Genomic DNA, 26,556 nt, shown 5'->3' on the forward strand with positions numbered 1-26,556 from the left:
TCTACTCCGGAAACTTCGAGACGATGATGAACATCGCCGTGCCGGCCAGCATGGTGACGAAGGAGTACGTGTAGAGCGAGAGCGCGAAGGGCTGAAACAGCATCAGGAAGCCGATGGCGATGATCGCGGTGGCGATGTTTTCCATCAGCCCGCGGCGGAGCGCGCGCGGCCATGATGGTCTTATGGGAGCAACAGGACGCGTCATGCTCCACTCCCTTCCTTCTTCCCGTTCACGGGGCGAGGCGGTTGCCAGGTGGTTCCCCCACTCCGCCGCTGCTTCGCACCGCCACCTCTCCCCCCTCCGGAGGGAGAGGAAGGGAGTCTGGCTGAATTAAGTTCGCACCCTTCCTCTACGCCGTCGATCGGGGGAGAGGTGTCGAGCGAAGCTCGACGGAGTGGGGGTCGACCTGGCGCGGCGGGAGAAGATGTATGTGCCTGCTTGTCATACACGCTAACGCTAAACGGTAAGCGTTCGCAAATGTGTCGATCCCGTAGCCGTGGACGAGGAGAAGGGAAACGGTGGCACCGTCGGTTTCTTATTCCCACATCAATCATTTGCGCACCGCGCCGAAGGTGATGCCACGCAGCAATTGCTTGCGAAGCAGGATGGTGAACACCAGGATCGGCACCAGGAAGATCGTCGTGCCTGCAGCGACCGCCGGCCAGTCCTGGCCGCCTTCGCCAATGATGGTCGGGATGAAGGGCGGCGCGGTCTGCGCCGTGCCCGAAGTCAGCAGAGCGGCGAACGCATATTCGTTCCAGGCAAAGATCAGGCAGAAGATGGCGGTCGCGGCAATACCGGTGGTCGCCTGCGGCAGCACGGTGCGCCAGAAGGCCTGCAGCCGCGTATAACCGTCGATCATCGCCGCTTCTTCGTACTCGCGCGGGATCTCGTCGATGAAGCCCTTCAGCAGCCACACCGCAAGCGACACATTGACCGCCGTATAGAGCAGGATCATGCCGAGCGCGGTGTCCGACAGGCCAAGCTCGCGATACATCAGATATATGGGAATGGCGACCGCGATCGGCGGCATCATCCGCGTCGACAGGATGAAGAAGAGAAGGTCGTCGGCCAGCGGCACCTTGAAGCGCGAGAAGCCATAGGCCGACAACGTGCCGAGGAACACCGCGCAAAAAGTCGAGCCGAAGGCGATGATCAGCGAATTGACGAAGCGCGGCATGAAGTTGGACGGGCCGGCGATCACCATGTTGCGCTTGCGCGTGGTCTCGTCGCAGAAGCCGGTCGCCGGTCCAAGCGAGTTGATGTATTCCGGCGTCTGCCTTGTGCGCGTCGTGAACAGATTGCAGTAGCCTTCGAGGCTAGGCTGGAACAGGATCTTCGGCGGATACGCAATCGAATCCGGCGGCGTCTTGAAGCTGGTGGCGAAGATCCACAGCAGCGGCACGATCGAGATCAGCGCGTAAAGCACGATGATCGTGCCGGCGACGCGCTTCGACGTGGCCGAGGGTGCGACGACCGAATGGGCTGACGTCAGGCTCATCTCTGCTTCACCTTGTTGAGCGCCTTGACGTAGATATTGGCCAGCCCGAACACCGCGACGAACAGGATGATGGCGAAGGCCGAGGAATAGCCCGTCCGCCAGCTTTCGAAGGCCTGCCGCTTCAGCGTGATCGAGGCGACTTCGGTGGTCGAACCGGGTCCGCCGCCGGTGAGCAGGTTGACCATGTCGAACATCTTGAAGTTCTCGATGCCGCGGAACAGCACCGCCAGCATGATGAAGGGCAGCGCCATCGGCAGCGTGATCGACCAGAACTGCCGCCAGTTGGAGGCACGGTCGACCTCGGCCGCCTCATAGATATATTCGGGGATCGAGCGCAGCCCAGCGAGACAGATCAGCATCACGTACGGCGTCCACATCCAGGTGTCGACGATGACGATCGACCACGGTGCCAGCGAGACGTTGGAGAGCATGCCGATCTCCGTTGCCGGAATGCCGGTGACGAACGAGACGGCATAGGCGAACAGGCCGATCTGCGGCTCGTAGAGGAAGCGCCAGAAATTGCCGACCACTGCGGGCGACAGCATCATCGGCACCAGAATGATGGTCGTCCAGAAGGCGTGGCCGCGAAACTTCCGGTCGATCAGCCAGGCCAGCGTGAAACCGATCAGCGTCTGCAGCAGGATGGTCCAGAACACGAAATGCGCCGTCGTCTGCATGGCGATCCAGATGTCCTGGTCGCCGAGGATGCGCTTGTAGTTGGCAAGGCCGACATTCTTCACCACCTCGTTGGGGCGGTTGGCGCGGTAGTTGGTGAAGGACAGATAGATCGCCCAGAACAGCGGAAAGATGTTGATGGCGAGCAGCAACAGGATCGTCGGCGAGATGAACAGCCAGGCGAGGCCCTTGTCGCTGATGCCCCGGACCTTGCGGGCCAACGGCTCAGGCGTGGCCCGGGCAACGCTGTCCGCAGTCCGATTGAGCATGGTCAGTCCCGCTTCGGTCACTTCAAGTCGTCTCGACATTGGAATTTATCTGAACTGTGTCCGGTGCCAAGGGCGGCACGGGACCAGAGCATGATGCCGAAAAGTGTTAAGCGGTTTTCGGACGACATCATGCTCACTCGCTCTTGGTCCGGGGCCGGATGATTTCGGGTCGGAGACCCGAAATCATCCGGCCCTGGGGTCGTGGCTCGGGAGGAGCCGGTCTCTCGCCGATTACATCTTGCCGTCGTCCTGGAAGACCTCGGTCCAGTCCTTGACCAGGCCGTCGAGCGCGTCCTTCGCCGAACCCTGGCCGGCCACGACATAGTCGTGGAAGCGCTTCTGCGACGCCTGCAGCAGCGGCGCATAGCTCGGCTCAGCCCAGAAGTCCTTCACGATGGCCATCGAGTCGAGGAAGGTCTGCGCATAAGGCTGGCTGGCCGGAAAGCTCGGATCTTTCACGACCGCGTTGAGGCAGGAGTAGCCGCCGAGCGACCACCATTTGGCCTGCACGTCCTTGTTGGCGAACCACTTGATGTATTTGAGCGCGGCTTCCTGCTTGTCGGAATAGGAAACCACCGAGATGCCCTGGCCGCCGAGCTGGGCGAACTGGTCGCCGTCGGGACCTTTGGGATTGGCGAAATAGCCAATCTTGTCGCCGCCGACATTCTCGTCCTTCTGCAGGCCTGGCCAGGTAAAGGCGAAGTTCATGTGCATCGCCACCTGGCCGGATTTGAAGGCATCGACGCCTTCGCCCATGTAGCTGTTCGAAGCCCCGGGAGGCGTGCAGCAGTCGTAGAGCGCCTTGTAGAACTCCAGACCCTTCACCGATTTCTCGGAGTTGACGAAGCCGTCCATCTCGTAGGGCTTGTCGGGGTTCTCGTATTTGAAGCCGAAGCTGTAGAGCACGTCCATGGCGCCCATGGTGATGCCTTCGGAGCCGCGCTCGGTATAGATCGACGCGCCATAGACGGTCTTGCCGTCGATCTCGCGCTTCTGGAAGAACTCGGCGATCTGCTTCAACTGGTCAAAGGTCGTCGGCGCTGCGAGATCCCAGCCGTACTTCTCCTTGAATTCCTTCTGCAGTTCCGGCTTGGAGAACCAGTCCTTGCGATAGGTCCAGCCGACGACATCGCCCATGGCAGGCAGCGCCCAGTAGTTCGGCGTGTTCTTCGGCCATTCGGAGTAGCCGACGACCGTGGCCGGCACGAAGTCGTCCATGCTGATCTTCTCCTTGTCGAAGAAGTCGTTCAGCTTGACGTAATGGCCGTTCTCGGCGGAGCCGCCGATCCACTGGCTATCGCCGAGGATCAGGTCGCACAGCTTGCCCTTGGAATTCAGTTCGTTGAGGAAGCGATCGGCATAGTTGGTCCACGGCACGAACTCGAATTTCATGCCGATGCCGGATTCCTTGGTGAAATCCTTGGACAGTTCCACAAGAGCGTTCGCCGGGTCCCAGGCTGCCCAGCAAAGCGTCAGATCTTCCGCATGCGCGACGTTCGAAACGGCTGTCGACGCAAACATCGCCGAGGTCAGTCCCAACGTCAGTTTCAAGGTCGATTTCATGCCTTCCTCCCATTTGCGAAACGCGCCCGGATGACGGTTTCAAAAACCTCAACCCCCCTCCTCAGGGGCCTAAACACTATGACGGGTTGAGCGCCGGATGTTTAGTAATTTGTTTAGTGATGCAATTTTTACTAAACAAGGCAAGCGAATTCGTCGCTGCACCGCAGCATGACGCGTCGGCTCCGGGCGCTGGTTCGGGAAAGGCGGCTTCTGCAGGTTGTTTGGCGCGCCGGGCACCGGCTCATTTGACCGTTCTGGTGCTCACCGTCACCGGCCGGATCGCCGGGGCCGGCGGCAGCAGGGCGCGTATGTCGGCGAACGGGAAGACCGGCTCGAAGCGAAAGGCTTCGGCGAAGGAACCGGCTGCGCCATTGCACTGGCCGGCGCGAAAGGCGTTCTGCGTGCGCGCCGCGTCGACGAAACGTTCGGGATCCTGCGACTGATGCGCCCGGATCGCCATCGTCTTGAGATCGAAATGCCCTGATATATCGACATAATGCGTCGGCGAAAAACCGGTGCCGCCGAGCGTGTCGGCATGCAGCACCGGCACTGCGAAAGACGCCGCGATCCGCACGCTGTCCGACAGCGCACGGTGGTCGCCATGATAGTCGTTCGGCGCATGGGTGATCGCCAGGTCCGGCTTCATGTCGCCGATCAGCGTCTTCAGTGCCGCGATCAGCGCGGCGTCGGCAACCAGCGCGCCGTCCGGAAAATCGAGGAAGTGCGGTGTTGCGCCAAGCAGGTCCGCCGCCACAGCCGCTTCCTCGCGGCGGGCGCGGGCGAGCGGTCCCGGATCGCCCCTCCCACCCCTGGCGCCGTCCGTGGCTATCGCAAAAACCAGTTCTGCGCCTTGCGCGGCATAGGCTGCCATCGTACCGAACATGAAAATCTCGATGTCGTCCGGATGCGCACCGAGCGCCAGTATCTTCACCCTGCTCTCCCTGGAACTGGAAACACGTGACGAACGGAATTCTGCTCGCCCTGATCGCCTATGCAAGCTATTCATTCAACGATGCCGTTGTCAAAAGCCTGGGTGGGCAGTTCACGGTGTTCGAGATCGGGTTCTCTCGACATTGTTTGCCGGCTTCTTTCTTCTCTTCACCCGGCCGAACGGCGAACGCTGGCGCGATTTCTGGCGCACGAAGCGACCTTGGGCGGTTCAGGCCCGCGCCTGGGCCGGCATCGCGTCCGGCGTGCTCAGCGTCTATGCCTTCACCACCATCCCGCTGGCGGAAGCCTATGCGCTGATTTTCCTGGCGCCGCTCTGCGTCACCATCCTTTCCACCCTCATCCTCAAGGAGAAGGTCGGCCCTTGGCGATGGCTGGCGGTGGTCGCCGGCTTTGCCGGCGTCATGCTGGTCGTGCGGCCGGGCTTTCGCGAGATGCATCTCGGTCACCTCGCTGCGTTCGGCGTTGCTTTCCTTGCCGCCGCCAGCATCATCCTGATGCGCTCGCTCGCGGCTGGGGAAAAGCGCACGACGATGCTCGGCGTGCTGATTGGCTACGGCCTGTTCTTCAACGGCATCGGTGCCGCGGCCACGTCATTCACGCTTCCGGACGCAAGGCAGCTGACCTGGTTGGTGCTGTCGGGTGCGTTCACGTCTTGCGGACAATTGCTTCAGCTTATGGCCGTCAAATACGCGCCAGCCAACCGGATCGCGCCGACGCATTATTCGCAGATCGTCTGGGCGGTGATCCTGGGCGCGCTGTTCTTCCAGGAATATCCCGATTTTCTGTCGCTTGTCGGTCTCGCCATCGTCGGTGGCTCCGGCCTTTTGACGATGGTGCGCGAGGAGGCGAGGTTGGGCACGGTGCGCTGGAACCCATTTTCGCGGACCCGGCTTTGAGTTGGCCCGCTCTCGGTTGCGCGGCGACCGTCACCGCTGATATGCGGGCGCTGCGGATCCGCCGCGATTGGATGAGTACGTCCGTGGGACGATGACCAGAAAACCCTTGCCGGAACTCCCGGTCTCCGCCGTGCTGCCGGCGCTCAGCGAGGCGCTTGGCCATGGCAACAGCGCCGTGCTGGTGGCGCCGCCCGGCGCCGGCAAGACGACGCTGGTGCCACTGGCGCTGCTCGATGCAGCATGGCTCGGCACGGGCAAGATCATTCTGCTCGAGCCGCGCCGGCTCGCTGCCCGCGCCGCTGCCCGCCGCATGGCCGAACTGCTCGGCGAGGAGCCCGGCGAGACGGTCGGCTATGCCATGCGCATGGAGAACCGGACCTCGGCAAGGACGAGAATTCTTGTCGTGACCGAAGGCGTGCTGTCCCGCATGATCCTCGACGATCCGGAACTGCCCGGTGTCTCGGCGGTGTTCTTCGACGAATTCCACGAGCGCTCGCTCGACGGCGATTTCGGTCTGGCGCTGGCGCTCGATGTGCAAGTTGCGCTGAGGCCCGATCTGCGGTTGCTGGTGATGTCGGCGACGCTCGACGGCGCGCGTGTCGCTCGGCTGCTTTCCGGCGCCCCGCTGATCGAGAGCGAAGGCCGCGCCTTTCCCGTCGACGTGCGCTACGACGATCGGCCGGCCGGGATCGCCATCGAAGACGCCATGGCCAAGGCGATCCGCGCGGCCCTTGCCGAGGAGAGCGGCAGCGTGCTCGCCTTCCTGCCCGGCCAGCGCGAGATCGAGCGCACCGCCGAGCGGCTGCAGGGCCGCGTCAGCGCCGACACCGACATCGTGCCGCTCTACGGCATGCTCGACGGCAAGGCCCAGGACGCGGCCATCAAGCCGGCGCCATCCGGCCGCCGCAAGGTGGTGCTGGCAACGTCGATCGCCGAAACCTCGATCACCATCGACGGTGTGCGCGTCGTCATCGATTCCGGTCTGTCGCGGCTGCCGCGCTACGAGCCGGCCAGCGGCCTGACGCGGCTGGAGACGGTGCGTGTCAGCAGAGCCTCCGCCGACCAGCGCGCCGGCCGCGCCGGACGCACACAACCGGGCGTCGCCATCCGGCTGTGGCGAGCCGAGCAGACGGCGGCACTTCCCGCGTTCACCCCGCCGGAGATCATCGAGGCCGATCTTTCCGGACTTCTGCTCGATTGCGCCGCCTTCGGTGTTGCCGATCCAACGAGCCTTTCGTTCCTCGATCCGCCGCCGGCCCCGGCGCTCAACGAGGCAAGGTCGCTGCTTCGTGCGCTCGATGCCATTGACGAGGCAGGGCGCCTGACGGAAGCGGGTGCTGCGATGCGCAGGCTGGCGCTACCGGTGCGGCTCGCTCACATGGTCGCCGAGGCGGCGAAGACCGGCCAGGCGTTCGAGGTCGGCGCCGACCTGCAGGGCAAGGCGCAGAATGCCCGCATCACGGCAGCAGCGGCGATAGATGAGACCGACATTCGCGCTTCGCTTGCCGACAAGATCGAGACCCGCGGGGAAACGAGCTTCGACCGCGACAGGCGCGCGGTGCGCGTGCGCGAAACCGTTCGCCTCGGCGCCATCACGCTATCCGAACGCATGCTGCCGGCGCCGGCCGGCACTGAGGCGGATCACGCGATCCTTGACGCCTTGCGCCAACACGGGCTGTCGCTTTTGCCGTGGGGCAAGGAGGCGGAAACGCTGCGCCAACGGCTCGGCTGGCTGCATCGCGGCCTCGGCGCGCCCTGGCCCGACGTTTCCGACGCCGCGCTCATCGACAGTCTCGACGATTGGCTGCTGCCGTACCTCTCTGGTGCGGCGTCGTTCGCCGCGATCGACCCGGGCGTGCTTTCGATCGGCCTCATGGCATTGGTGCCGCACGATCTCCAGCGCAGGATCGAGGCGCTGGCGCCGACCCATTTCGACGCGCCGTCAGGCAGTCGCGTGCCGATCCGCTATGACGGCGAATGGCCGGTGCTGGCGATCCGCGTCCAGGAGCTGTTCGGTCTCGACCGGCACCCTTCGATTGCCAATGGCACCGTGCCGCTGACGCTCGAGCTTTTGTCGCCCGCGCACCGGCCGATCCAGACGACGCGCGACCTGCCCGGTTTCTGGCGCGGTTCCTGGGCCGATGTGCGGGCCGACATGCGTGGCCGCTACCCCCGGCACGTCTGGCCGGAGAACCCGCTTCTCGCCGCCGCCACCAGCCGCGCCAAACCGCGTGGCAGCTGACGCAGACCGACCATGATCCGATCATGGTCAACAAGAAGACAGAAACATCTACCGCTTCTCCTTTCCCGGCTATAATCCTTGGTCATGATAAACATCCTGCAGGCGCCCGACTTCCAGCAAAGCCAGCGGCTGCGTCTCAACACGCTGATCAGGCTGCGCTGGCTCGCCATCGTCGGCCAGAGCCTGACGGTGCTCGTCGTTGCCTATGGGCTGAAATTTCCGCTGCCTGTCAGCCTCTGCTTCGCGCTGATCGCCTGCTCTGCCTGGATGAACCTGTTGCTGACCTTCCGCTATCCGGCAGCGCATCGGCTGACGCCGCTGCCGGCCTTTGCCATCCTGACCATCGACAGCCTGCAGCTTGCCGGCCTGCTCTACATGACCGGCGGCCTCACCAATCCGTTTTCGGTGCTGGTGACCGTGCCGGTGGTCATCTCGGCGACGTCGCTGCCGCTGCGCCTGACGGCCATCCTCGGCGCGCTGGTGATGGTGGCGGCGACCCTGCTGGTCTTCTTCCATCTGCCGCTGCCCTGGTATGAGGGCGCGCCGCTGGAGATGCCGTTCATCTATGTCGCAGGCATGTGGATGGCGGTGTTTTCCTCGATCGCCTTCACCGCGATCTACGCCTTCCGCGTGGCCGAGGAAGCACGCTTGCTCGCCAACGCGCTTGCCGCCACCGAGCTGGTGCTGCAGCGCGAGCAGCACCTGTCGGCACTGGACGGCCTTGCCGCCGCCGCCGCGCATGAGCTGGGCACGCCACTTGCCACCATCACCCTTGTCGTCAAGGAGATGGAGAAGGCACTTGGCAATGACCCGAAATACCGGGACGACGTGACCCTGCTGCGCTCGCAGAGCGAGCGTTGCCGCGAAATTCTCAAACGTCTCACCAGCCTCTCGTCTGAGGGCGAGGCGCATCTCTCCCGCCTGCCGCTGACCTCGCTGGTCGAGGAGATGACGGCGCCGCACCGTGATTTCGGCATCTCGATCAAGCTTCGTCCCGGCGAGCGCATCGGCCCCGAACCGGTAGGGCGGCGCAATCCCGGCGTCATCTACGGCCTCGGCAATCTGGTCGAGAACGCCGTCGATTTTGCCCGCAAGGCCGTCACCGTGCGCTGGAGCTGGAACGAGGCCGCCGTTACCTTCTCGATCACCGACGACGGGCCGGGTTTCCCTCCCGAAATCATCGACCGCATCGGCGAGCCCTATATGTCGACACGCCAGGGCACCGAGGCCGGCGGAGGCCTGGGCCTGGGGCTTTTCATCGCCAAGACCTTGCTTGAGCGTTCGGGGGCAACGCTTGATTTCCGCAATTCAAACGAGCCGGGCGAGGGCGCCATCGTGCAGATATCGTGGCCACGCAGCGTCTTCCTCAATCCTGAATCGGCTTCGGCCACCATGTTTGACACGGCTTGAATTGGACAACAGCGCTCCAAAACTATATTTGCGTAAAAATCAGGCAGCAGGAATTTAGAAGACGATGAATGGCGACGAAACGATTGGCGCAATGGTTGAAGGCGAGGACACCTCGCTGTTGATCGTCGACGACGACAAGCCATTCCTCACGCGGCTTGCCCGCGCCATGGAAACCAGGGGTTTCGTGGTCGAGACGGCCGAGAGCGTCGAGGAGGCGGTGGCCAAAGCGCGCGCCAACCCGCCTGCCTATGCGGTGGTCGACATGCGGCTCGCCGACGGCAATGGCCTCGATGTCGTCGCCGCCATCCGCGAGAAGCGCGACGACGCCCGCGCCATCATCCTCACCGGCTACGGCAACATCGCCACGGCGGTGACGGCGGTGAAGCTGGGAGCCATCGACTATCTGTCGAAGCCGGCCGATGCTGACGACATTTTCGCCGCACTCACCCGCACCGCGGGTGAACGCGCCGCACCGCCTGAAAACCCGATGTCGGCCGACCGTGTGCGCTGGGAGCACATCCAGCGCGTCTACGAAATGTGCGACCGCAACGTCTCCGAGACCGCGCGCCGGCTCAACATGCACCGCCGCACGCTGCAGCGGATACTCGCCAAGCGCGCGCCACGCTGACGGAGCATCGGAACCCAAAAGCATGCCCACGGGCTTGACCCGAGGGTGGGAACCGGTTTTTAGCTCGAACGAGCTGACTGACAGGCTGCTTGCCTCATTGCCGGGGCTTGCGCATCATCCTGCGACGTGATTCCGTCCGCCCGGGACCATGAGAGGCGACATGCAGGACCAGAAACAGCGGCCGGTCTCCATTTTCCGCGAATTCCTCGACAGCGAGGCGGCCGGCGGCATCATCCTGATGGCAGCCGCGGCACTGGCCCTGATCGTCGCCAATTCGCCGCTGGCCGAAATTTACTTCGACGCCCTTCACGCCTATCTGGGACCGCTCAGCGTATCGCACTGGATCAATGACGGCCTGATGGCCGTGTTCTTCCTGCTGGTCGGCCTGGAGATCAAACGCGAGATGCTGGACGGACAGCTCTCGACCTGGCCGCGGCGCGTCCTGCCCGGCGTCGCCGCCGCCGGCGGCATGCTTGTGCCGGCACTTGTGTATGTCGCCATCAACCGCGACAACCCAGCCGCTCTGTCCGGCTGGGCGATCCCGACCGCTACCGACATCGCGTTTGCGCTCGGCGTGCTGTCGCTGCTCGGCAACCGCGTGCCGGGGTCGCTTAAGGTATTCCTCACCGCGCTTGCCATCATCGACGACCTTGGCGCGGTCGTCATCATCGCCGTGTTCTACACGAGCGGCCTGTCGCTCGCCTATCTCGGCGCCGCCTTCGCGGTCATCGCTCTGCTCATTGCGCTCAACCGCATGGGCGTGCTGACGCTGCTGCCCTATCTCGTGCTTGGTGCCGTTCTGTGGGTGCTGGTGCTGAAGTCAGGCGTGCATGCCACGCTCGCCGGCGTGGCGCTGGCCCTGACCATACCCCTGAAGGTCACTCCGGGCATCAGCCATGATCTCGACCATTCGCCGCTGCATCGGCTCGAACACGGCCTCCACGGAATAGTGCCGTTCTTCGTCATCCCGATCTTCGGCTTTGCCAATGCCGGCGTCTCGTTGGCCGGCCTGAGCGCTGCCGCCCTGGTCGAGCCGCTGACGCTGGGCGTCGCCGCCGGCCTCGTCGCCGGCAAGCTGGTCGGCGTGTTCGGCTCTTCGGCGCTTGCGATCCGGCTCGGCTTTGCCGATCTGCCGGTCAATGCCGGCTGGCTGCACATGGTTGGCATTTCGCTGCTCTGCGGCATCGGCTTCACCATGAGCCTGTTCATCGGCCTGCTCGCTTTCGCCAACAACGTCGAGCTGCAGGACGCGGTGAAAGTCGGCATCCTGGCCGGGTCCTTCATCGCCGCGATCCTCGGCGCCGCCGTGCTGCTGGTCGCGCCGGCTGCGAACGGGGCGGACGAGGAAGAAGAATAGAAACTGGCTAGGTCGAGATTGATCATCATTTCGCCATCGGGCGAAGCTGCCGATCTCGCCCCTTGCGGGGGAGATGCCCGGCAGGGCAGAGGGGGGGTGCTGTCCCTCCGACCTGCCAAACCTATCGCAACAAACCCCTAAGACTGTTTCCCGATTGGGGATGTGTTAAGCTGAAAGTTGGCAATCCTTCCCACCCCCTCTGTCCTGCCGGACATCTCCCCCGCAAGGGGGGAGATCGGATGCCGCTTAGGCTTTCGCCAACCACGAACGCTGGCAGTCGGGTAGGCAGCGCAAAGCACTGTATCCAGATAGCTCGAACGTTCTCTACTCGCTTTCCCCCTCCAGCGCCGGCAGCGAAACACCAGCGAGTTCCGCCGCGAGCAGCCGTGAAGCACCGGCCCGTGCGATCCTCAGCATCAGCGCCTTGCGCGTCGCCGCCGCCATGCGGTGCTCGGGCGCATCGCGCAGGATTTCGGCGCCGTAGCCGTCGGAAAGGATAAAACCGCATTCCTGCGGAAAGATTTCCGAGGGCACGCCGGGATGGGTGGCGAAGAAGAAGCGGTCGGAGTGCAGCCGGTAGTCCGGCCATTTGCGGTCGACCCTGAAATCTTCGATCGAGGATTTGATCTCGATGATCCAGATGTCGCCCTGCCGGGTCAGCGCGACGAGGTCGGCGCGGCGCCCGGTCGCCAGCGACAGCTCAGGCAGCACATGCGCGCCCATTTCCTTGAGCAGCCGCTGCACACCGCGCCTGACCAGCATGGCGCGCTCCGACTGACGGCCGTCGATGAGCGGGTTGAGGGGGACAGGCGAGATGATTGGCATGGAGGCACCATGCCAGATTCTGTTCACGGTTTGAACCCGCTTTCTTCAGGCGATTATCCGGTTGGCAGCCCGGGCCTTTAACTGACCGGCATCATGCCCTCCAGCGCAATGATCCTCGTCCTTGCGCAGCGTTCGCGGATAGCTTTGAGCCGACCGTATTCTGGGGAGTCGTACCATGCCATGAGCGAAGCCATGTCCGGGAACTCGACAATGACCAGGCGATGAGGTTCCCAATCGCCTTCCAGCACTTTGGTGGCTCCGCCGCGAGCGATGTATCTTCCTCCATAGCGCGCTTCGGTTGCTGGTACATCTCGGCGGTATTCCTCGAAAACGGCGGCATCGGTTATGTCTACATCAGCGATAAGATAGGCTGCCATTGCCTCACTCCCTGAAGAAAAGGCCATGGAGCACCTCCATTAGCCGTCCTGCAACTAAGCCAACGGTACTACGCCTCGGAAACGACTCGCCTTCTCCCCGTATCGGGCGCTTTACTACATTCGTTGGGGCAGCTCTGGGAGGAGACGAACCATGCCGATGTATCTCACGCAATTCAGCTATACGCCCGAAACCTGGGCGCGCTTGATCGAAAATCCCGAGGATCGACGCGAGGCGGCCCGCTCCTACATCGAATCGGTGGGCGGAAAGCTACACGGGTTCTGGTACGCCTTCGGAGAGCACGATGGCTGGAATCTATGGGAGGCTCCAGACAACGTTTCGATGGCATCTGTCATGCTGGCTATCGGTGCGGGCGGGGCGCTCAGCTCGCATGAGACCACCGTCCTCCTAAGCGTCGAAGAGACGATGCAAGCGCTCGGGAAGGCAAAGTCGATCCGGTATCGCCCGCCCGGGTCGTAAGCGCCGCCCGTTCGCGGCCTCGCGGAGTGCCGGAGGCTGGTCGCTCATGCCGCCGCGGAAGCGATTTTATCTCCAGCCAGCGCAGCCCCGGCAATATCATCCAGGATACGGCAGTGCGGCCGGTCGTCGCCGTGGCAGGAGCGGCGCAGAAAAGTCAGCCGGTGGATGTCGTCGCCGCAGTTGCCGGCGCGCGCAGGACGGATCAGGCCGATCTCCTCATAGTAGCGGATGGTCTTGGCCGGCAGGCCGGAACGGCGGACGGCATCTCCGACATTCATGACAGTTCCTCGACCTTCGGCGGTCCGGCGAGTCGCCCCATTGAATTTCCTTCACAATCTAGCGAAGGCCGTTGCCGAAAAGCCACAGTTACGCACTTACCGGCGCGTAAGCCCCTGCATATAGGCATCGCGCGCTTGGCAAGCAAAGCAAATGCCAGCATGAATGATGGTGACAAAGCGGCCGTCTCGAGCCGCTCTATTTCGGGCGGGGCATCGGACCTTTTCATGCGCATGAAGTCATTCGCAATCGTCGCCGCACTTGCGCTGTCGACGGCTATTGCTGGTTGCAGCACCATCGGCTCGCAGATCTTCACCAGCAACTATGGCCCGATGACCGATGCGGGCTATCAACTGCCGCGCATTCCAATCGAAAAGGTGCCGTTCAAGTACCGCCGGCAGGTCGTTAGCTACGACACCGATGAAAAGCCGGGCACCATCGTCGTCGATACGCAGAACAAGTTTCTCTATTACGTCATGGGCGGCGGCGAGGCGATGCGTTACGGCATCGGCGTCGGCCGCGAGGGTTTTGAATGGCGCGGCACCGCCCGTATCGCGGTGAAGCGCGAATGGCCGACCTGGACGCCGCCTTCGGCGATGATCAAGCGCCAGCCGGAGCTCGCCAAGTTTGCCGGCGGCATGGAGCCGGGATTGACGAACCCACTCGGCGCGCGCGCGCTGTATCTGTTCAACAGAGGCGGCGATTCGGGCTACCGCCTGCATGGCAGCCCGGAATGGAACTCGATCGGCAAAGCGATGTCGTCGGGCTGCATCCGCCTGATGAACCAGGACATCATCGACCTTTACGACCGCACCTCCGTCGGCGCCAAGGTTATCGTTCTTTAGAACTCATACGCGGACCGTCTAGGCAACAACTGACGTCCCAAAACAGAAAACCGGGCAATTCGGCCCGGTTTTTTGTTGTCGCGAGAAGGCGAATGGAGTCCTTAAGAGACCTGCTCGACCTGCTGAACCTCGGGCACAAAATGCCGGAGCAGGTTCTGGATGCCATGCTTGAGCGTCGCCGTCGACGACGGACAGCCGGCGCAGGCGCCCTTCATGTGCAGGAACACGGTGCCGTTCTCGAAGCCGCGGAAGGTGATGTCGCCACCGTCCTGGGCGACGGCCGGGCGCACCCGCGTGTCGAGCAGTTCCTTGATGGTGATGACCAGCTCCTCGTCGGCCTTGTCGTAGAATTCGCCGGTCTGGCTGGTCTCTGCGGCGGGACCGGCCTTGGCCATCACAGGCGCGCCGGACATGAAGTGTTCCATGATGGCGCCGAGGATCGCCGGCTTCAGATGCTGCCAGTCGGGACCGTCCTTGGTCACGGTGACGAAGTCATAGCCGAAAAAGACGCCGGTGACGCCCGGGATCTCGAACAGCCGGCCGGCCAGCGGCGAAGCTGAGGCGGCGCTGTCGGCATCACGGAAATCGGCGGTGCCTTCGACGAGCACTTCCTTGCCGGGCAGGAATTTCAATGTCGCCGGATTTGGCGTCGATTCGGTCTGGATGAACATGGACGTCTCCGTGCCCATTCGGGCAGACAGTTTGGAATAATTCTAAATAGGCCTTATCGGCGGGACATTCAAGCGAAAGCCATCGCTAGAACGGCTGGCTGGGAGAATGAATTTTCTACAGCGTAGCGTCCTTTTTTGACGCGTAAGGACGCTATAGCACTTCGATCATGCGCTAGGCGAGGCTGTCGATTTCTTCGTCGGACAGGTTCTGCGGCACCACCGTCACCGGGATGGGGAAGGCGGCGCCCTTGCCGGCGACCGCGCCGACCAGCGGCCCCGGCCCCTCTTTGCCGGCGCCGGCCGCCAGCACGAGGATGGCGATATCCTGGTCTTCTTCGATCAATTTGTGGATCTCTTCCGTCGGCTTGCCTTCGCGCACCACCAGTTCCGGCTCGATGCCGAGCTTCTGGCGCACCTTGTTGGCATAGCTGTCGAGGGCCGCGCGAGCCGTCGCTGTAGCCTCCTCGCGCATGATCTTCTCGACACCCAGCCAATGCTGGAAATCGTCCGGCTCGATCACATAGAGCAGCACCAGCACGCCGCTGGTGCTCTGCGCGCGCTTCGAGGCGTAGACGACGGCTCGCTCGCATTCGGGCGTGTCGTCGATGATCGCCAGGAACTTGCGGCGATGGCCGGCTTCGCGGCTGAGGCGTTTGGAGACCATATTCACCCTGTTCGACGGTTTCGGTTCGCAATCTGCCACCGCCACAGCCCGGCCGCAAGCGACCGGCGGATGTAGCGATGTTAGGCGCAGATCAGCTTTGCAGCAGGCCGATGATGTCGCGCACGGTCTTCATCGTCGCCTCGGCCAATAGTCCGGCGCGCTCGCCGCCATCCCTGAGCACTGCGTCGACATAGGCACGGTCATCGGAAATGCGGCGCATTTCACCAGCGACCGGTGCCAGCTTTTCTACGGCAAGGTCGGCCAACGCCGGCTTGAACACCGAGAACTGCTGGCCGCCGAACTCTTTCAGCACCGCCTCCTTCGATATCTCGGCGAGACCCGCATAGATGCCGACGAGGTTTTCGGCTTCGGGCCGGCTGGCAAGGCCGTCCAATTCCCCGGGCAACGCCTCGGGGTCGGTCTTGGCCTTGCGGATTTTCTTCGAGATGGTGTCGGCATCGTCGGTCAGATTGATGCGCGACAGGTCCGACGGATCCGACTTCGACATCTTCTTCGAGCCGTCGCGCAGCGACATGATGCGCGCCGCCGGTCCGCCGATGATCGGCTCGGTCAGCGGGAAATAGCCGTTCACCGTCTCCTCGCCGACCTTCATCTCTATGCCGACGCCAAGGCCGGCGATGCGGTCCGAAAAGTCGTTGTTGAATTTTTGCGCGATGTCGCGTGTCAGCTCGAGATGCTGCTTCTGGTCATCGCCGACCGGCACATGGGTGGCACGGTAGACTAGGATGTCGGCCGCCATCAGGCTCGGATAGGCAAGCAGCCCTAGCGAGGCGTTCTCGCGGTCCTTGCCGGCCTTGTCCTTGAACTGCGTCATGCGGTTCATCCAGCCGATCCGGGCCACGCAGTTGAAGATCCAGGCGAGCTCGGCGTGCTGCATGACCCGCGACTGGTTGAAGACGATGTGCTTTTTCGGGTCGATGCCAGAGGCGAGAAACGCTGCGGTGATCGAACGCGTTTGATCCGCCAGGTCCTCATGCACGAGCTGCGCTGTCAGCGAATGCAGGTCGACGACGCAATAGATGCAATCGGAGGTGTCCTGCAGGGCGACGAATTTCTTGATGGCGCCGAGATAGTTGCCGAGATGCAGATTGCCGGTCGGCTGGACGCCGGAAAAGACGAGCGGTTTGAAGGCGGTCATGATGTCCTCATGGCTTGTGGAGGGCCGTTTCGCGCGCGGCGAAAGTCTTTCGACGGCGCGCTTATGGACGAAGGCGACGATCCGATCAAGACCGGCGGCCGCGCTCAGAGTCTGCGGATTATTCGTCCAGTTCGGATTTTGGGACAGGCGTTGCCTTCGCCGCTCCTCGCCTGATATTGCGCCGGATCATGCCGAAATCGGCGCCGCCGGTGGCGAAGGCGGTGACGAAGTAAAGCAACGCCCCACCGGCTACCAGCGCAAGAAGCGTCGTAGCCTTGACGATCAGCGGTGAGCCCGAGGCAAGCCTGGCGGCAAACCAGTGCTCGGCAAAATAGAGCGCCGCGCCCATCACCGCCGCCGACAGCACCAGCCGTGGGATGCGTCTCATGAGCGGCACGTCGCGGCCCCAATGGCCGCGCCGGATCAGCACGCCGAGCAGCATCAGTGCATTGACCCAGCCGGCGACGGCCGAGGCGACGGCGATGCCCGGCGCGCCCATCGACGGAAACAGCGTCAGCGCGGTGGTGACGTTCACCGCCACCGAGATGGCGGCGAAGATCATCGGCGTGCGCGTGTCCTCGCGGGCGAAATAGCCTGGGGTGAACGCCTTGATCAGCACGAAGGCTGGCAAGCCGAGGCCGAAGATCGCCAGGATCGCGGCCACGACCGGCGTCGAGTTGTTGGCGGCAAACGCCCCGCGTTCGTAGACCAGCCCCACGATCGGCTCCGACATGACCAGCAGGGCCGCCGCCGCCGGCAAGGTCAGGAACAAGGTGAATTCCACCGACCGGTTCTGAAGATTGGCCGCTTCGATCAGATTGCCTGACTTCAACGCCCGCGACAGTTCGGGCAGGAGCACGATGGCGACGGCGATGCCGACGACGCCAAGCGGCAGTTGGTAGATGCGATCGGCATAGGCGAGCGACGAGACCGCGCTGTCCTGCGCCGAGGCGATCGCCGTGCCGATCAGCTGGTTGATCTGGGTGATGCCGCCGGTGATCGCCGCCGGCAGCGCCAGGATCAGCAGCCGCTTGACATTGGGCGTCATCCTTGGCCGGCGGAAACCGATCGAGATGCCGGCATGGCGCACCGCCACCCAGACGATCGCCAGCTGCACCAGTCCCGCCGCCAGCACGCCCCAGGCCAGCGCGAAGCCGACGGTGCGCGCGTCCGATCCCTTGTGCCAGGCATAGGCAAGCACGCCGATCAGGATGATGTTGAGGAACACCGGCGCCACCGCGGCGGCGAAATAGCGGCGCAGCGAATTCAGCATGCCGGCCATCATGGCGCCGAGCGACATGCAGATCAGGTAGGGAAACATGATGGTCGCAAGCCCGACCGTCATCTCGAACTTTCCCGGCGTGTCGGCAAAGCCCGGCGCCACCAGGTAGCGCACGATCAGCGGCATCGCCAGTTCCATGGCGATGGTCAGCGCCAGCAGCGCTGTGAACAGCACGCCGAACACCTCTTCGGAGAAGCGCTTGGCGCCATCGGTGCCGTGGGTCTCGATCTCCTTGGCGAAGAGCGGCACGAAGGCGGCGTTAAAGGCGCCTTCGGCAAACAGACGGCGAAAGGTGTTGGGGAACTGGAACGCGGCGTTGAAGGCGTCGGCGATCGGGCCGGTGCCGAGTGCGGCCGCCATCAGCATCTCGCGGGCGAAGCCGAGAGCGCGGCTCATCAGCGTGCCGGAAGCGACCGTCGCGAATTTCTTGACAAGGCTCATTTGTGCGGAGATTGCCTGCGTGATGGGGAAAAATCGAGGCCGGCGTTCACTCGGCGGCGGCCTTGGCCTTGCCGCCGCGCTCGGGCACGGTGCCTTCGAGGGCCGCGATCAGCCTGTTGTGAATGGCGGTCGTGCGCGTCGGGCTGTCGATCTTCTGGCCGGTGAGGTCTGTGACATAGAAGGTGTCGATGACCTTTTCGCCGAAGGTGGTGATGTGCGCCGACGCGATGTCAAGCGACAGGTCGGACAACGCCCCGGTGATCTCGGACAGCAGGCCCGGCCGATCCAGCCCCTCGACCTCGATTACCGAGAACCGGTTCGATAGCGTGTTGCGGATTTCGGCGCGCGGCTGGATGCGGAACACCTTGGCGCCGCGCCGCGGCTTGGTCCGCTTTTCGATCATCTCCGGCAGCCAGCTCTTTCCCGACAGCACGTCCTCGATCAGGCGGCCGACGCGTTCGGCGCGGCGGCGCTCGTCTTCGTCGCGGTCGAACTCCCTCGATATCAGGATCGTGTCCAGCGCGCGGCCATCGGAGGTGGTGAAGATCTGCGCATCGACGATGTTGCCGCCGGCCGCCACACAGGCGCCGGCAATGACCGAAAGCAGGCGGGGATGGTCTTGCGCCAGCACGGTGATCTCGGTCACCGCCTCGAACTGGTGGGTCTTGATCATGGTGGCGAGCTTCTTGCCCGCCGCATCCGCCTCGCGGATGAATTCGGCGTGGCGAAGCTGGTCGGCGAGATCGACCGTCAGCAGATAATTCTCGTAGTGCTTGCCGACATAGCGCTTGCGGGCCTTTTCCGGCCAATCGGCGAGCGCCTCGGCCAGTTTTTCGCGGGCAGCCGCGGTGCGCATCGCACGCGACACTTCTGAAAACCCGCCGGTCAACAGCAATTCGGTCTCGTAGTAGAGCGTGCGCAGCAACTGCCCCTTCCAGCCGTTCCAAACGCCCGGCCCGACGCCTCTGATGTCGCAGATGGTGAGGACGAGCAGCAGCTTCAGCCGTTCGACCGACTGCACGATCGCGGCGAAATCCTCGATCGTCTTGCGGTCGTTGAGATCGCGGGTCTGCGCCGTCATCGACATGACGAGATGGTTCTCGACCAGCCAGGCGACCGTTTCGGTGTCGGCCGCCGATAGCCCCATATGCGGGCAGATGCGCCGCGCGATCCGGGCGCCCGCCTCGGAATGGTCCTCCGGCCGCCCCTTGGCAATGTCGTGCAAAAGCACCGCGACATAGAGCGCCTCGCGGCTTTTCTTCAGCCCCGGCATCAGCTTGTGGGAAAGCGGATGGGTTTTTTCGCCGTCGCCGCGCTCGATCTCGGCCAGCACGCCGATGCAGCGGATCAAATGCTCGTCCACAGTGTAATGGTGGTACATCGAGAACTGCATCATGGCGACGATCTTGCCGAAATCCGGGATCAGCTTTCCCAGCAGTCCCGCCTCGTTCATGCGCCTGAGATTGAGTTCGGCATTGCGGTCCGACGTCAATATGTCGAGGAACAGCCGGTTGGCTTCCTCGTCGCGCCTGAGTGCCTTGCCGACGAGGCCGAGCGAACGGGTCAAAAGCTTCAGCGCATCGGGGTGGAATTCAAGCCCATGCTTGTCAGCGAACCAGAACAGCCTCAAGAGATTGACCGGGTCGCGCTCGAACACCTGGTCGTCGGCGATGTTGATGCGATGGTTGTCGATAATGAAATCAGACGTGCCGGCAAGCTTGCGCTTGCGGCGCGAGAAGGTGAGGAAGATGCGGTTGAAGCCCGGCACATGCTTGGCCTGCTCCTCCTCGAGCGCAGCGCAGAAGATGCGGGTGAGATCTCCGACATCCTTGGCGACGAGGAAGTAGTGCTTCATGAAGCGCTCGACCGCCGAGAGGCCCGGATGTGTGGTGTAGCCCAGCCGTTCGGCGATCTCGCGCTGGATGTCGAAATGCAGCCGTTCCTCGGCCTTGCCGGTGAGGAAATGCATGTGGCAGCGCACCGCCCACAGGAAATCCTCGGCCTTCTGGAATTCCCTGTATTCGCCGTCGGTGAAGACGCCCTTTTCGACCAGCTCCTCGCCGGTGCGCACCCGGTAGAAGTATTTGCCGATCCAGAACAACGTCTGCAGGTCGCGCAGGCCGCCCTTGCCGTCCTTGACGTTGGGTTCGACCAAATAGCGGCTTTCGCCGGCCTTGGCGTGGCGTTCGTCGCGTTCGGCAAGCTTGGCCTGCACATATTCGGGTCCGGTCGTGCGCACCACCTCGCGGTCGAAACGCTGCAAGAGCTCGTCATAGAGCTTCTGCTCGCCCCACAGGAAACGCGCTTCCAGGATCGAGGTGCGGATGGTGATGTCGGTGCGCGACTGCCGCAGGCATTCGTCGATATTGCGGGTGGCGTGGCCGACCTTCAGCCCCAGATCCCACAGCATGTAGAGCATGTATTCGACGATCTGCTCGCCCCATGGCGTCTGCTTGTAGGGCAGCAGGAAGAGGAGATCGATGTCGGATCCCGGCGCCAGCGTGCCGCGGCCATAGCCGCCGACCGCGACGACGGCCATGCGTTCGGCCGATGACGGGTTTTTGACGCGATAGACATGGGTGGCGGCGAAGTCGTAGAGCGCGCGGATGATTTCGTCCATGAGATGCGACAGCCGGGCGGCGCAAGCGGTGCCGCTGCCATCGTCCATCAGCATGCGTTCGGCAACGGTGCGGCCGGCTGCTAGCCTACCCTTGAGAAGCTGGAGAACACCGGCGCGCGCAGTTTTGCCGGAGCCGTCGCCTGCCGTGGCCGCAGTCAGCGCGGTCATCTCGCGGCGCAAGGCTTCACCGTCGATCAGTTCATCGAGCTTTAGGGAGATTCTTGCCATGTGCGCAGATCGGCCTCGCCGTTTCGGCGGCGTCTATAGCGCGTTTTCGCGGCGCTGGGTATGGGGCGGACGGACACGCTCACCACGATAGTCGAACGGGATGATCGTCTCCTGCCGCAGCCGGCAGAGGTCGAAAATCTGCTGCACGATCCGCTTGACCTCGGCCTTGATCTTGTTGGCTCCCGTCTTCTTATGTCTTTTGACCATGCCGATTGCAGCCCACTGGTCGCTCCGCTCCGATTTGAGCAGGCTTGGCAGCCCGATCGCCTTGTCACCCAGGAACTGGTCCTGGACGCACAGCGCTGGAACAAGCTGATAGATGGTCTTGCTGGACGATGTTGCCAAGCCCGGATTGAAGACGACGTGATCGACCGGAATACCGATATCCTCGGTGGCATTGATGAGGTCGCGCGCGGCCTGCCTTGAAACTATGTAGCCGGCTGTCCCGATGTGGATTCTGTGAAGCCTGGACACGGAAAAGCCGCGGCCCGCAGAAACGTGTTTGCGCGCGATCGTGGTTTTCTTGAAGAACGTCTCCAGCTTGACGATATCGGCATCGGCCGGAATCCAGCCGGCGTCGGCAAGCAATGCGCCGGCTTTTGCGGAAAAGACGATGTCGTCCTCGAAGACGGCACCGTAGTCATCGTCGCCGGCCGCGATGATCGCCCAGCAGGCTTTATGGCTGAGGAGACAAGCGATCTCGGCGTCGGTCAGGCGCAGCAACGACTTGCGCTTGACGCGCAGCGGCATGCGGGCGAGGTCCGGCCGATCCTGCGCGTCGATCGCTGCAACCCGTTCGAACTGAACGCCGAGGCTGGCAAACTCGGCCGTCATATGGGCGAGCCTGTCGCGGGACCGATCGAGATTGATGACCAGGCATTTCATTTGAACGGGATCGATGCGGTTAGCCAAGAGTGGTGGCGTCCATAGCATATGGATGCGGTTGGGTGCGGGATTTTTCCGACCCAGGCCCACCCGGCATACACCACGGCACGAAAGGCTGAAATTGGCCCTTGACCTTCCAGTCACTGGAAGCACTACGTCAGTTTCAAGATTGAGACAGAGAGGCCTCTCCGCATGACCCATTCCGACCACGACCATCACGCGCATAGCGGCTGCTGCTCGGCGAAAGCTGCTCCGTCCGTCGCCGACGCCATCATTCGCGATCCGGTCTGCGGCATGACCGTCGATCCGGCCGTCGGCAAGCCGACAGCCGAGCATGGCGGCCATCTCTATCATTTCTGCAGCGAGCGCTGCCGTTCGAAATTTGCGGCCGAGCCGGAAAAGTACCTTACGGCCACCGACCCGGTCTGCAGTATGCGTGTCGACCGTGCCACCGCGAAGCACTTTTCCCGGCATGAAGGCCAGGGCTTCTATTTTTGCTCGGCCGGTTGCAAGGTGAAATTCGAGGCGGAGCCGGCAAAGTATCTTGGCGACCGGCCGCAGCCGCAGGCGATGCCGAAAGGCACGCAATACACCTGCCCGATGCATCCCGAAATCGTCCGCGACAAGCCAGGCGCCTGCCCGATCTGCGGCATGGCGCTGGAGCCGATGGGTGTACCATCAGGCGATGAGGGGCCGAACCCGGAACTGGTCGATTTCACCAGGCGCTTCTGGGTGAGTGCCGTCTTGTCCGTGCCATTGCTGATCTTCGCCATGGCGCCGATGCTCGGCCTGACGTTTAGCGCCTTCGTCGAGGATTCGGCGAAGGTCTGGGTGGAACTGGCGCTTGCGAGCCCGGTTGTCTTGTGGGCCGCCTTTCCCTTCTTCCATCGCGGCTGGGATTCGGTTCTCAACCGCAGTCCCAACATGTGGACGCTGATCTCGCTCGGTGTTGGTGCCGCCTATCTCTACAGCGTCGTCGCCACGCTGTTTCCGGATATATTTCCGCACCAGTTCCGCGGTCATGAGGGCACGGTGCCGGTCTATTTCGAGGCAGCCGCCGTCATCGTGGCGCTGGTTTTTCTCGGCCAGGTGCTGGAATTGCGCGCCCGTGAAAAAACCGGTTCGGCGATCCGCGCGCTGCTCGACCTCGCGCCGAAGACCGCTCGGCTGATTGGCGAGGACGGTTCCGAAAATGACGTGCCGCTCGACACGGTAAAGGTCGGCGATCGCCTGCGCATCCGCCCCGGCGATGCGGTGCCGGTCGACGGCATCGTGCTGGACGGCCGCTCTTCCATCGACGAATCGATGCTGTCAGGCGAGCCTCTGCCGGTCGAAAAAACTGAAGGCGACCCGCTCACCGGCGGCACGCTCAACAAGAACGGTTCGCTGATCATGCGCGCCGAGAGGATCGGCGCTGAGACCACGCTGGCACGGATCGTCGAGCTCGTCGCCAAGGCGCAGCGTTCGCGTGCGCCGATCCAGGGTCTGGCCGACCGCGTCTCCTTCTATTTCGTCCCGGCCGTCGTAGTGGTTGCGATCGTTGCGTTCATCGCCTGGGCGATCTTCGGGCCGCAACCCAGCCTGATCTTTGCCATCGTCTCGGCGGTCTCAGTGCTGATCATCGCCTGTCCCTGTGCGCTCGGTCTTGCCACGCCGATGTCGATCATGACCGCCACAGGGCGCGGCGCGCATGCCGGCGTGCTGATCAAGGACGCGGAGGCGCTCGAACGCTTTGCTTCGGTCGACACGCTGATCGTCGACAAGACCGGCACATTGACCGAAGGCCGGCCGAGATTGACCGACGTCGTCGCTGCCGAAGGCGTGACGGAAGATGATCTCCTCGCACTCGCCGCCGGCCTGGAAAAAGGCTCGGAGCACCCGCTGGCCGAGGCAATCGTCGAAGGTGCCCGTGAACGCGGGGTGGAGATCCCCGACGCCGGTGGTTTCGAGGCGATCACCGGCAAGGGCGTTTCCGGCACGGTGTCGGGAAAGAAGGTCGCGCTCGGCAACGCCGCGATGATGGCCGATCTCGGCATCGATATCGCATCCGTCTCGACCAGCGCCGAGGCGCTGCAGACCGAGGGCAAGACTGCGATGTTCGTCGCCGTCGGCAACAAACTGGCCGGCATTGTCGCCGTCGCCGACCCGATCAAGGCGACGACATCAGAGGCGATCAAGGCGCTGCACGAGCGCGGCCTGAGGATCATCATGGCGACCGGTGACAACGAACGCACGGCGAAAGCCATCGCCAGCAAACTCGGCATCGACGAGGTTCGTGCCGGGCTGCTGCCGGAACAGAAGAGCGCGCTGGTCGAGGAGTTGCGCGCCAGGGGCGCTGGCGTCGCCATGGCCGGCGACGGTGTCAACGACGCGCCGGCGCTGGCCGCCGCCGACGTCGGCATCGCCATGGGAACCGGCGCCGATGTCGCGGTCGAAAGCGCCGGGATCACGCTGGTCAAGGGCGATCTCAACGGCATCGTCCGGGCCCGCACGCTCGCCCAGGCGACGATCCGCAACATCCGCCAGAATCTATTCTTCGCCTTCCTCTACAACGTGCTTGGTGTGCCGGTCGCCGCCGGCGTGCTCTATCCGCTCACCGGCACGCTTCTGTCGCCGATGCTGGCGGCAGCGGCGATGAGCCTGTCCTCGGTTTCGGTCATCACCAACGCGTTGCGGCTCAGGACGTTGAAACTCTGAGCGAAATCCCCAGATAGGAATTCGTTCAAAAAGGAGATCATGAATGACCTTGGCCAAGAAGATCGTGCTGCTGCTGATGGCGGCGGGAATGCTGCTTGCCGTTTTCCTCGAAAGCATTCCGTCGCAAGCCCAGGAGATGAAACACGACATGGGGGCGATGAGCGCGCAAAGCCCCTCAACCGACGGCTACAAGGCGGCGATGGACAAGATGCACACCGCCATGATGGCGCTCGAATATTCCGGCAATGCCGATGTCGATTTCGCCCGCGGCATGATCCCGCATCACCAGGCGGCCATCGACATGGCCAAGATCGAGCTCGCCAATGGCAAGGATCCGGAAATGCGCAAGCTGGCCGAAGCGGTGATCGCGGCGCAGGAAGCCGAGATCAAGCAGATGCAGGATTGGCTCGACGCCCACCCTGTGAAGTAGCGTCAAGCAGTCCGGAGGAATCCAGGGAAGGACTTTCATCTGGATTTCTCCCGAAGGCTGTGGTGCCATCGGGCCTCGACTGGAGCGCGCCATGCCGTCAACGATAAAAACCACCACATTGCCCTCGGGCGAAGCCGTTCCGGTGCTGGGTCAAGGCACGTGGAAGATGGGCGAGGATTTCAGCCGCCATGCCGATGAGGTCGATGCCCTGAAGCTCGGGCTCGATCTCGGCATGACGCTGATCGACACCGCCGAAATGTATGCCAGCGGCGGTGCCGAGGAGGTGGTGGCAGATGCCATTGCCGGGCGCCGCGACGAGGTGTTCCTGGTCTCCAAGGTGCTGCCGTCCAACGCCTCGCGCACCGGCGTGCCGGCGGCGTGCGAGAGAAGCCTCAGGCATCTGCGCACCGACCGCATCGATCTTTATCTGCTGCATTGGCCCGGCAGCGTGCCGCTGACGGAAACGGTCGAGGCCTTCGAGGCGTTGAAAAAGGCCGGCAAGATCCGCCACTGGGGCGTCAGCAATTTCGACACCCATGAGATGGAGGAACTGGTCAGCCTGCCGGGCGGCGGCAGCGTCCAGACCAACCAGGTGCTCTACAATTTGTCGCAGCGCGGCGTCGAGTTCGATCTCGCCCCCTGGAGCCGGCAACGCGGCATTCCGCTGATGGCCTATTCGCCGGTCGATCAGGGCGTATTGGCCCGCAATGCCAGGCTCGAAACCATCGCCGCTCGCCACGACGCAACGCCGGCTCAGCTGGCGCTGGCCTGGGTGATGGCACAGGACGGCGTCGTCGCCATTCCGAAGGCCGGCAAACAAGAGCATGTCCGCCAGAATGTCGCTGCGCTCGACATCGAGCTCACGCCGGAAGATTTCGCAGAAATCGACCGCGTCTTCCCGCCGCCGACCCGCAAGCGCGGGCTGGAGATGATTTGAGGATAGTAGCGGGGAAATAAAACTAAGGCCGCGTTCCTTCGCGCCCCCTCTGTCCTGCCGGACATCTCCCCCACAGGTGGGGAGATTGGCTATCACCATCGCTTTCGCCAATCTCCAACGCTAGAGTCTTTCACGTTTTGACGGAAGCGTACCCGGCGTTTGCGAAGTAGTTCTTGCATTCGCCGGGTTCGATCGTTGCGACGAGATGGCCGATGTGTCGCCAAGTGTCCTCGATGGTGCGTTTCTGA

The 26,556-nt window shown here is 63.3% G+C and carries 23 protein-coding genes and 2 pseudogenes; 10 read left to right on the forward strand and 15 right to left on the reverse strand.

Annotation, left to right across the window (positions count from 1 at the left end; all coding sequences use genetic code 11):
• Position 1 precedes the first annotated feature (1 nt).
• The 5 genes from EN885_RS15060 to EN885_RS15080 form a co-directional block, all read right to left on the reverse strand.
• Positions 2–205 carry a hypothetical protein gene (locus EN885_RS15060; protein WP_095484295.1) on the reverse strand — a complete coding sequence of 68 codons (204 nt, stop codon included), beginning with the start codon at positions 203–205 and terminating at the stop codon, positions 2–4.
• Positions 206–551: 346 nt separating this feature from the next.
• On the reverse strand, positions 552–1,502 hold the full coding sequence (locus tag EN885_RS15065; RefSeq protein WP_095484294.1) for a carbohydrate ABC transporter permease: 951 nt from the start codon (positions 1,500–1,502) through the stop codon (positions 552–554).
• Positions 1,499–2,446, reverse strand: coding sequence for a sugar ABC transporter permease (locus EN885_RS15070; protein WP_126107265.1), 948 nt, complete (start codon positions 2,444–2,446; stop codon positions 1,499–1,501). Before EN885_RS15070 ends, EN885_RS15065 begins: the two co-directional genes overlap by 4 nt.
• A 231-nt stretch (positions 2,447–2,677) precedes the next feature.
• A complete protein-coding gene (locus tag EN885_RS15075; protein WP_128242357.1) occupies positions 2,678–4,009 on the reverse strand; it encodes an extracellular solute-binding protein in 1,332 nt (443 codons plus the stop codon).
• A 241-nt stretch (positions 4,010–4,250) separates the two neighbouring features.
• Positions 4,251–4,940, reverse strand: coding sequence for a PIG-L deacetylase family protein (locus tag EN885_RS15080; RefSeq protein WP_128242358.1), 690 nt, complete (start codon positions 4,938–4,940; stop codon positions 4,251–4,253).
• A gap of 26 nt (positions 4,941–4,966) precedes the next feature.
• Here EN885_RS15080 and EN885_RS15085 point away from each other — a divergent pair.
• The 5 genes and pseudogenes from EN885_RS15085 (at position 4,967) to nhaA (ending at position 11,493) form a co-directional block, all read left to right on the forward strand.
• Positions 4,967–5,856 (forward strand): annotated as a pseudogene (locus EN885_RS15085) (DMT family transporter).
• A 91-nt stretch (positions 5,857–5,947) separates the two neighbouring features.
• The gene (gene hrpB, locus EN885_RS15090) at positions 5,948–8,098 is read left to right on the forward strand and encodes an ATP-dependent helicase HrpB (protein WP_128335191.1); all 2,151 of its coding nucleotides are present in this window, start codon (positions 5,948–5,950) and stop codon (positions 8,096–8,098) included.
• Positions 8,099–8,182: 84 nt separating this feature from the next.
• Positions 8,183–9,508: an ActS/PrrB/RegB family redox-sensitive histidine kinase gene (locus tag EN885_RS15095; RefSeq protein ID WP_164759047.1), complete on the forward strand. Its 1,326-nt coding sequence runs from the start codon at positions 8,183–8,185 to the stop codon at positions 9,506–9,508.
• A gap of 64 nt (positions 9,509–9,572) precedes the next feature.
• Positions 9,573–10,136 (forward strand): ActR/PrrA/RegA family redox response regulator transcription factor, encoded by a 564-nt coding sequence (locus EN885_RS15100; RefSeq protein ID WP_082982096.1) that lies wholly within the window; start codon positions 9,573–9,575, stop codon positions 10,134–10,136.
• A gap of 160 nt (positions 10,137–10,296) precedes the next feature.
• Positions 10,297–11,493, forward strand: a complete 1,197-nt coding sequence (gene nhaA / locus EN885_RS15105) for a Na+/H+ antiporter NhaA (RefSeq protein WP_128242360.1) — start codon at positions 10,297–10,299, stop codon at positions 11,491–11,493.
• 324 nt (positions 11,494–11,817) lie between these two features.
• Here nhaA and EN885_RS15110 read toward each other — a convergent pair whose 3' ends face one another.
• Together EN885_RS15110 and EN885_RS15115 are read right to left on the reverse strand one after the other, a co-directional pair.
• Complete coding sequence (locus EN885_RS15110; RefSeq protein WP_128242361.1) at positions 11,818–12,318, reverse strand: MmcB family DNA repair protein; 501 nt, start codon at positions 12,316–12,318, stop codon at positions 11,818–11,820.
• 77 nt (positions 12,319–12,395) lie between these two features.
• Positions 12,396–12,695: a DUF1330 domain-containing protein gene (locus EN885_RS15115; RefSeq protein ID WP_127204055.1), complete on the reverse strand. Its 300-nt coding sequence runs from the start codon at positions 12,693–12,695 to the stop codon at positions 12,396–12,398.
• Positions 12,696–12,846: 151 nt separating this feature from the next.
• Between EN885_RS15115 and EN885_RS15120 the strand changes: the two genes are divergently transcribed.
• The gene (locus tag EN885_RS15120) at positions 12,847–13,173 is read left to right on the forward strand and encodes a GYD domain-containing protein (RefSeq protein ID WP_128242362.1); all 327 of its coding nucleotides are present in this window, start codon (positions 12,847–12,849) and stop codon (positions 13,171–13,173) included.
• A 44-nt stretch (positions 13,174–13,217) separates the two neighbouring features.
• On the opposite strand, the gene EN885_RS15125 is transcribed toward EN885_RS15120, so the two are convergent.
• Positions 13,218–13,451, reverse strand: coding sequence for a MerR family DNA-binding transcriptional regulator (locus tag EN885_RS15125; RefSeq protein ID WP_128242363.1), 234 nt, complete (start codon positions 13,449–13,451; stop codon positions 13,218–13,220).
• Positions 13,452–13,676: 225 nt separating this feature from the next.
• On the opposite strand from EN885_RS15125, the gene EN885_RS15130 reads away from it, so the two are divergent.
• Positions 13,677–14,294 (forward strand): L,D-transpeptidase, encoded by a 618-nt coding sequence (locus EN885_RS15130; protein ID WP_095483051.1) that lies wholly within the window; start codon positions 13,677–13,679, stop codon positions 14,292–14,294.
• 101 nt (positions 14,295–14,395) lie between these two features.
• On the opposite strand, the gene EN885_RS15135 is transcribed toward EN885_RS15130, so the two are convergent.
• The 6 genes from EN885_RS15135 to EN885_RS15160 all read right to left on the reverse strand — a co-directional run bounded on the left by EN885_RS15135 (position 14,396) and on the right by EN885_RS15160 (position 22,244).
• A complete protein-coding gene (locus EN885_RS15135) occupies positions 14,396–14,965 on the reverse strand; it encodes a NifU family protein (RefSeq protein ID WP_095483050.1) in 570 nt (189 codons plus the stop codon).
• A 172-nt stretch (positions 14,966–15,137) separates the two neighbouring features.
• On the reverse strand, positions 15,138–15,629 hold the full coding sequence (locus EN885_RS15140; RefSeq protein ID WP_023796709.1) for a universal stress protein: 492 nt from the start codon (positions 15,627–15,629) through the stop codon (positions 15,138–15,140).
• 91 nt (positions 15,630–15,720) lie between these two features.
• Positions 15,721–16,788: a tryptophan--tRNA ligase gene (gene trpS, locus EN885_RS15145; RefSeq protein WP_128242364.1), complete on the reverse strand. Its 1,068-nt coding sequence runs from the start codon at positions 16,786–16,788 to the stop codon at positions 15,721–15,723.
• A 118-nt stretch (positions 16,789–16,906) separates the two neighbouring features.
• A complete protein-coding gene (gene murJ / locus EN885_RS15150) occupies positions 16,907–18,511 on the reverse strand; it encodes a murein biosynthesis integral membrane protein MurJ (protein ID WP_128242365.1) in 1,605 nt (534 codons plus the stop codon).
• Between the two features lie 46 nt (positions 18,512–18,557).
• On the reverse strand, positions 18,558–21,359 hold the full coding sequence (locus EN885_RS15155; protein ID WP_128242366.1) for a [protein-PII] uridylyltransferase: 2,802 nt from the start codon (positions 21,357–21,359) through the stop codon (positions 18,558–18,560).
• Positions 21,360–21,392: 33 nt separating this feature from the next.
• Positions 21,393–22,244 carry a glycosyltransferase family 25 protein gene (locus tag EN885_RS15160; RefSeq protein WP_126103864.1) on the reverse strand — a complete coding sequence of 284 codons (852 nt, stop codon included), beginning with the start codon at positions 22,242–22,244 and terminating at the stop codon, positions 21,393–21,395.
• Positions 22,245–22,436: 192 nt separating this feature from the next.
• Here EN885_RS15160 and EN885_RS15165 point away from each other — a divergent pair, with 192 nt between their 5' ends.
• From EN885_RS15165 to EN885_RS15175, 3 genes are all read left to right on the forward strand, one after another.
• Positions 22,437–24,941, forward strand: coding sequence for a heavy metal translocating P-type ATPase (locus tag EN885_RS15165; protein WP_128242367.1), 2,505 nt, complete (start codon positions 22,437–22,439; stop codon positions 24,939–24,941).
• Positions 24,942–24,984: 43 nt separating this feature from the next.
• Positions 24,985–25,371: a DUF305 domain-containing protein gene (locus tag EN885_RS15170; protein ID WP_126103862.1), complete on the forward strand. Its 387-nt coding sequence runs from the start codon at positions 24,985–24,987 to the stop codon at positions 25,369–25,371.
• 91 nt (positions 25,372–25,462) lie between these two features.
• Positions 25,463–26,308, forward strand: coding sequence for an aldo/keto reductase (locus EN885_RS15175; RefSeq protein WP_128242368.1), 846 nt, complete (start codon positions 25,463–25,465; stop codon positions 26,306–26,308).
• Positions 26,309–26,438: 130 nt separating this feature from the next.
• On the opposite strand, the pseudogene EN885_RS15180 reads toward EN885_RS15175, so the two are convergent.
• Positions 26,439–26,556, reverse strand: a pseudogene (locus tag EN885_RS15180) (IS630 family transposase); the annotation flags it as partial.

The sequence above is a fragment of the Mesorhizobium sp. M6A.T.Cr.TU.014.01.1.1 genome (assembly GCF_004022765.1).
GTDB lineage: Bacteria > Pseudomonadota > Alphaproteobacteria > Rhizobiales > Rhizobiaceae > Mesorhizobium > Mesorhizobium mediterraneum.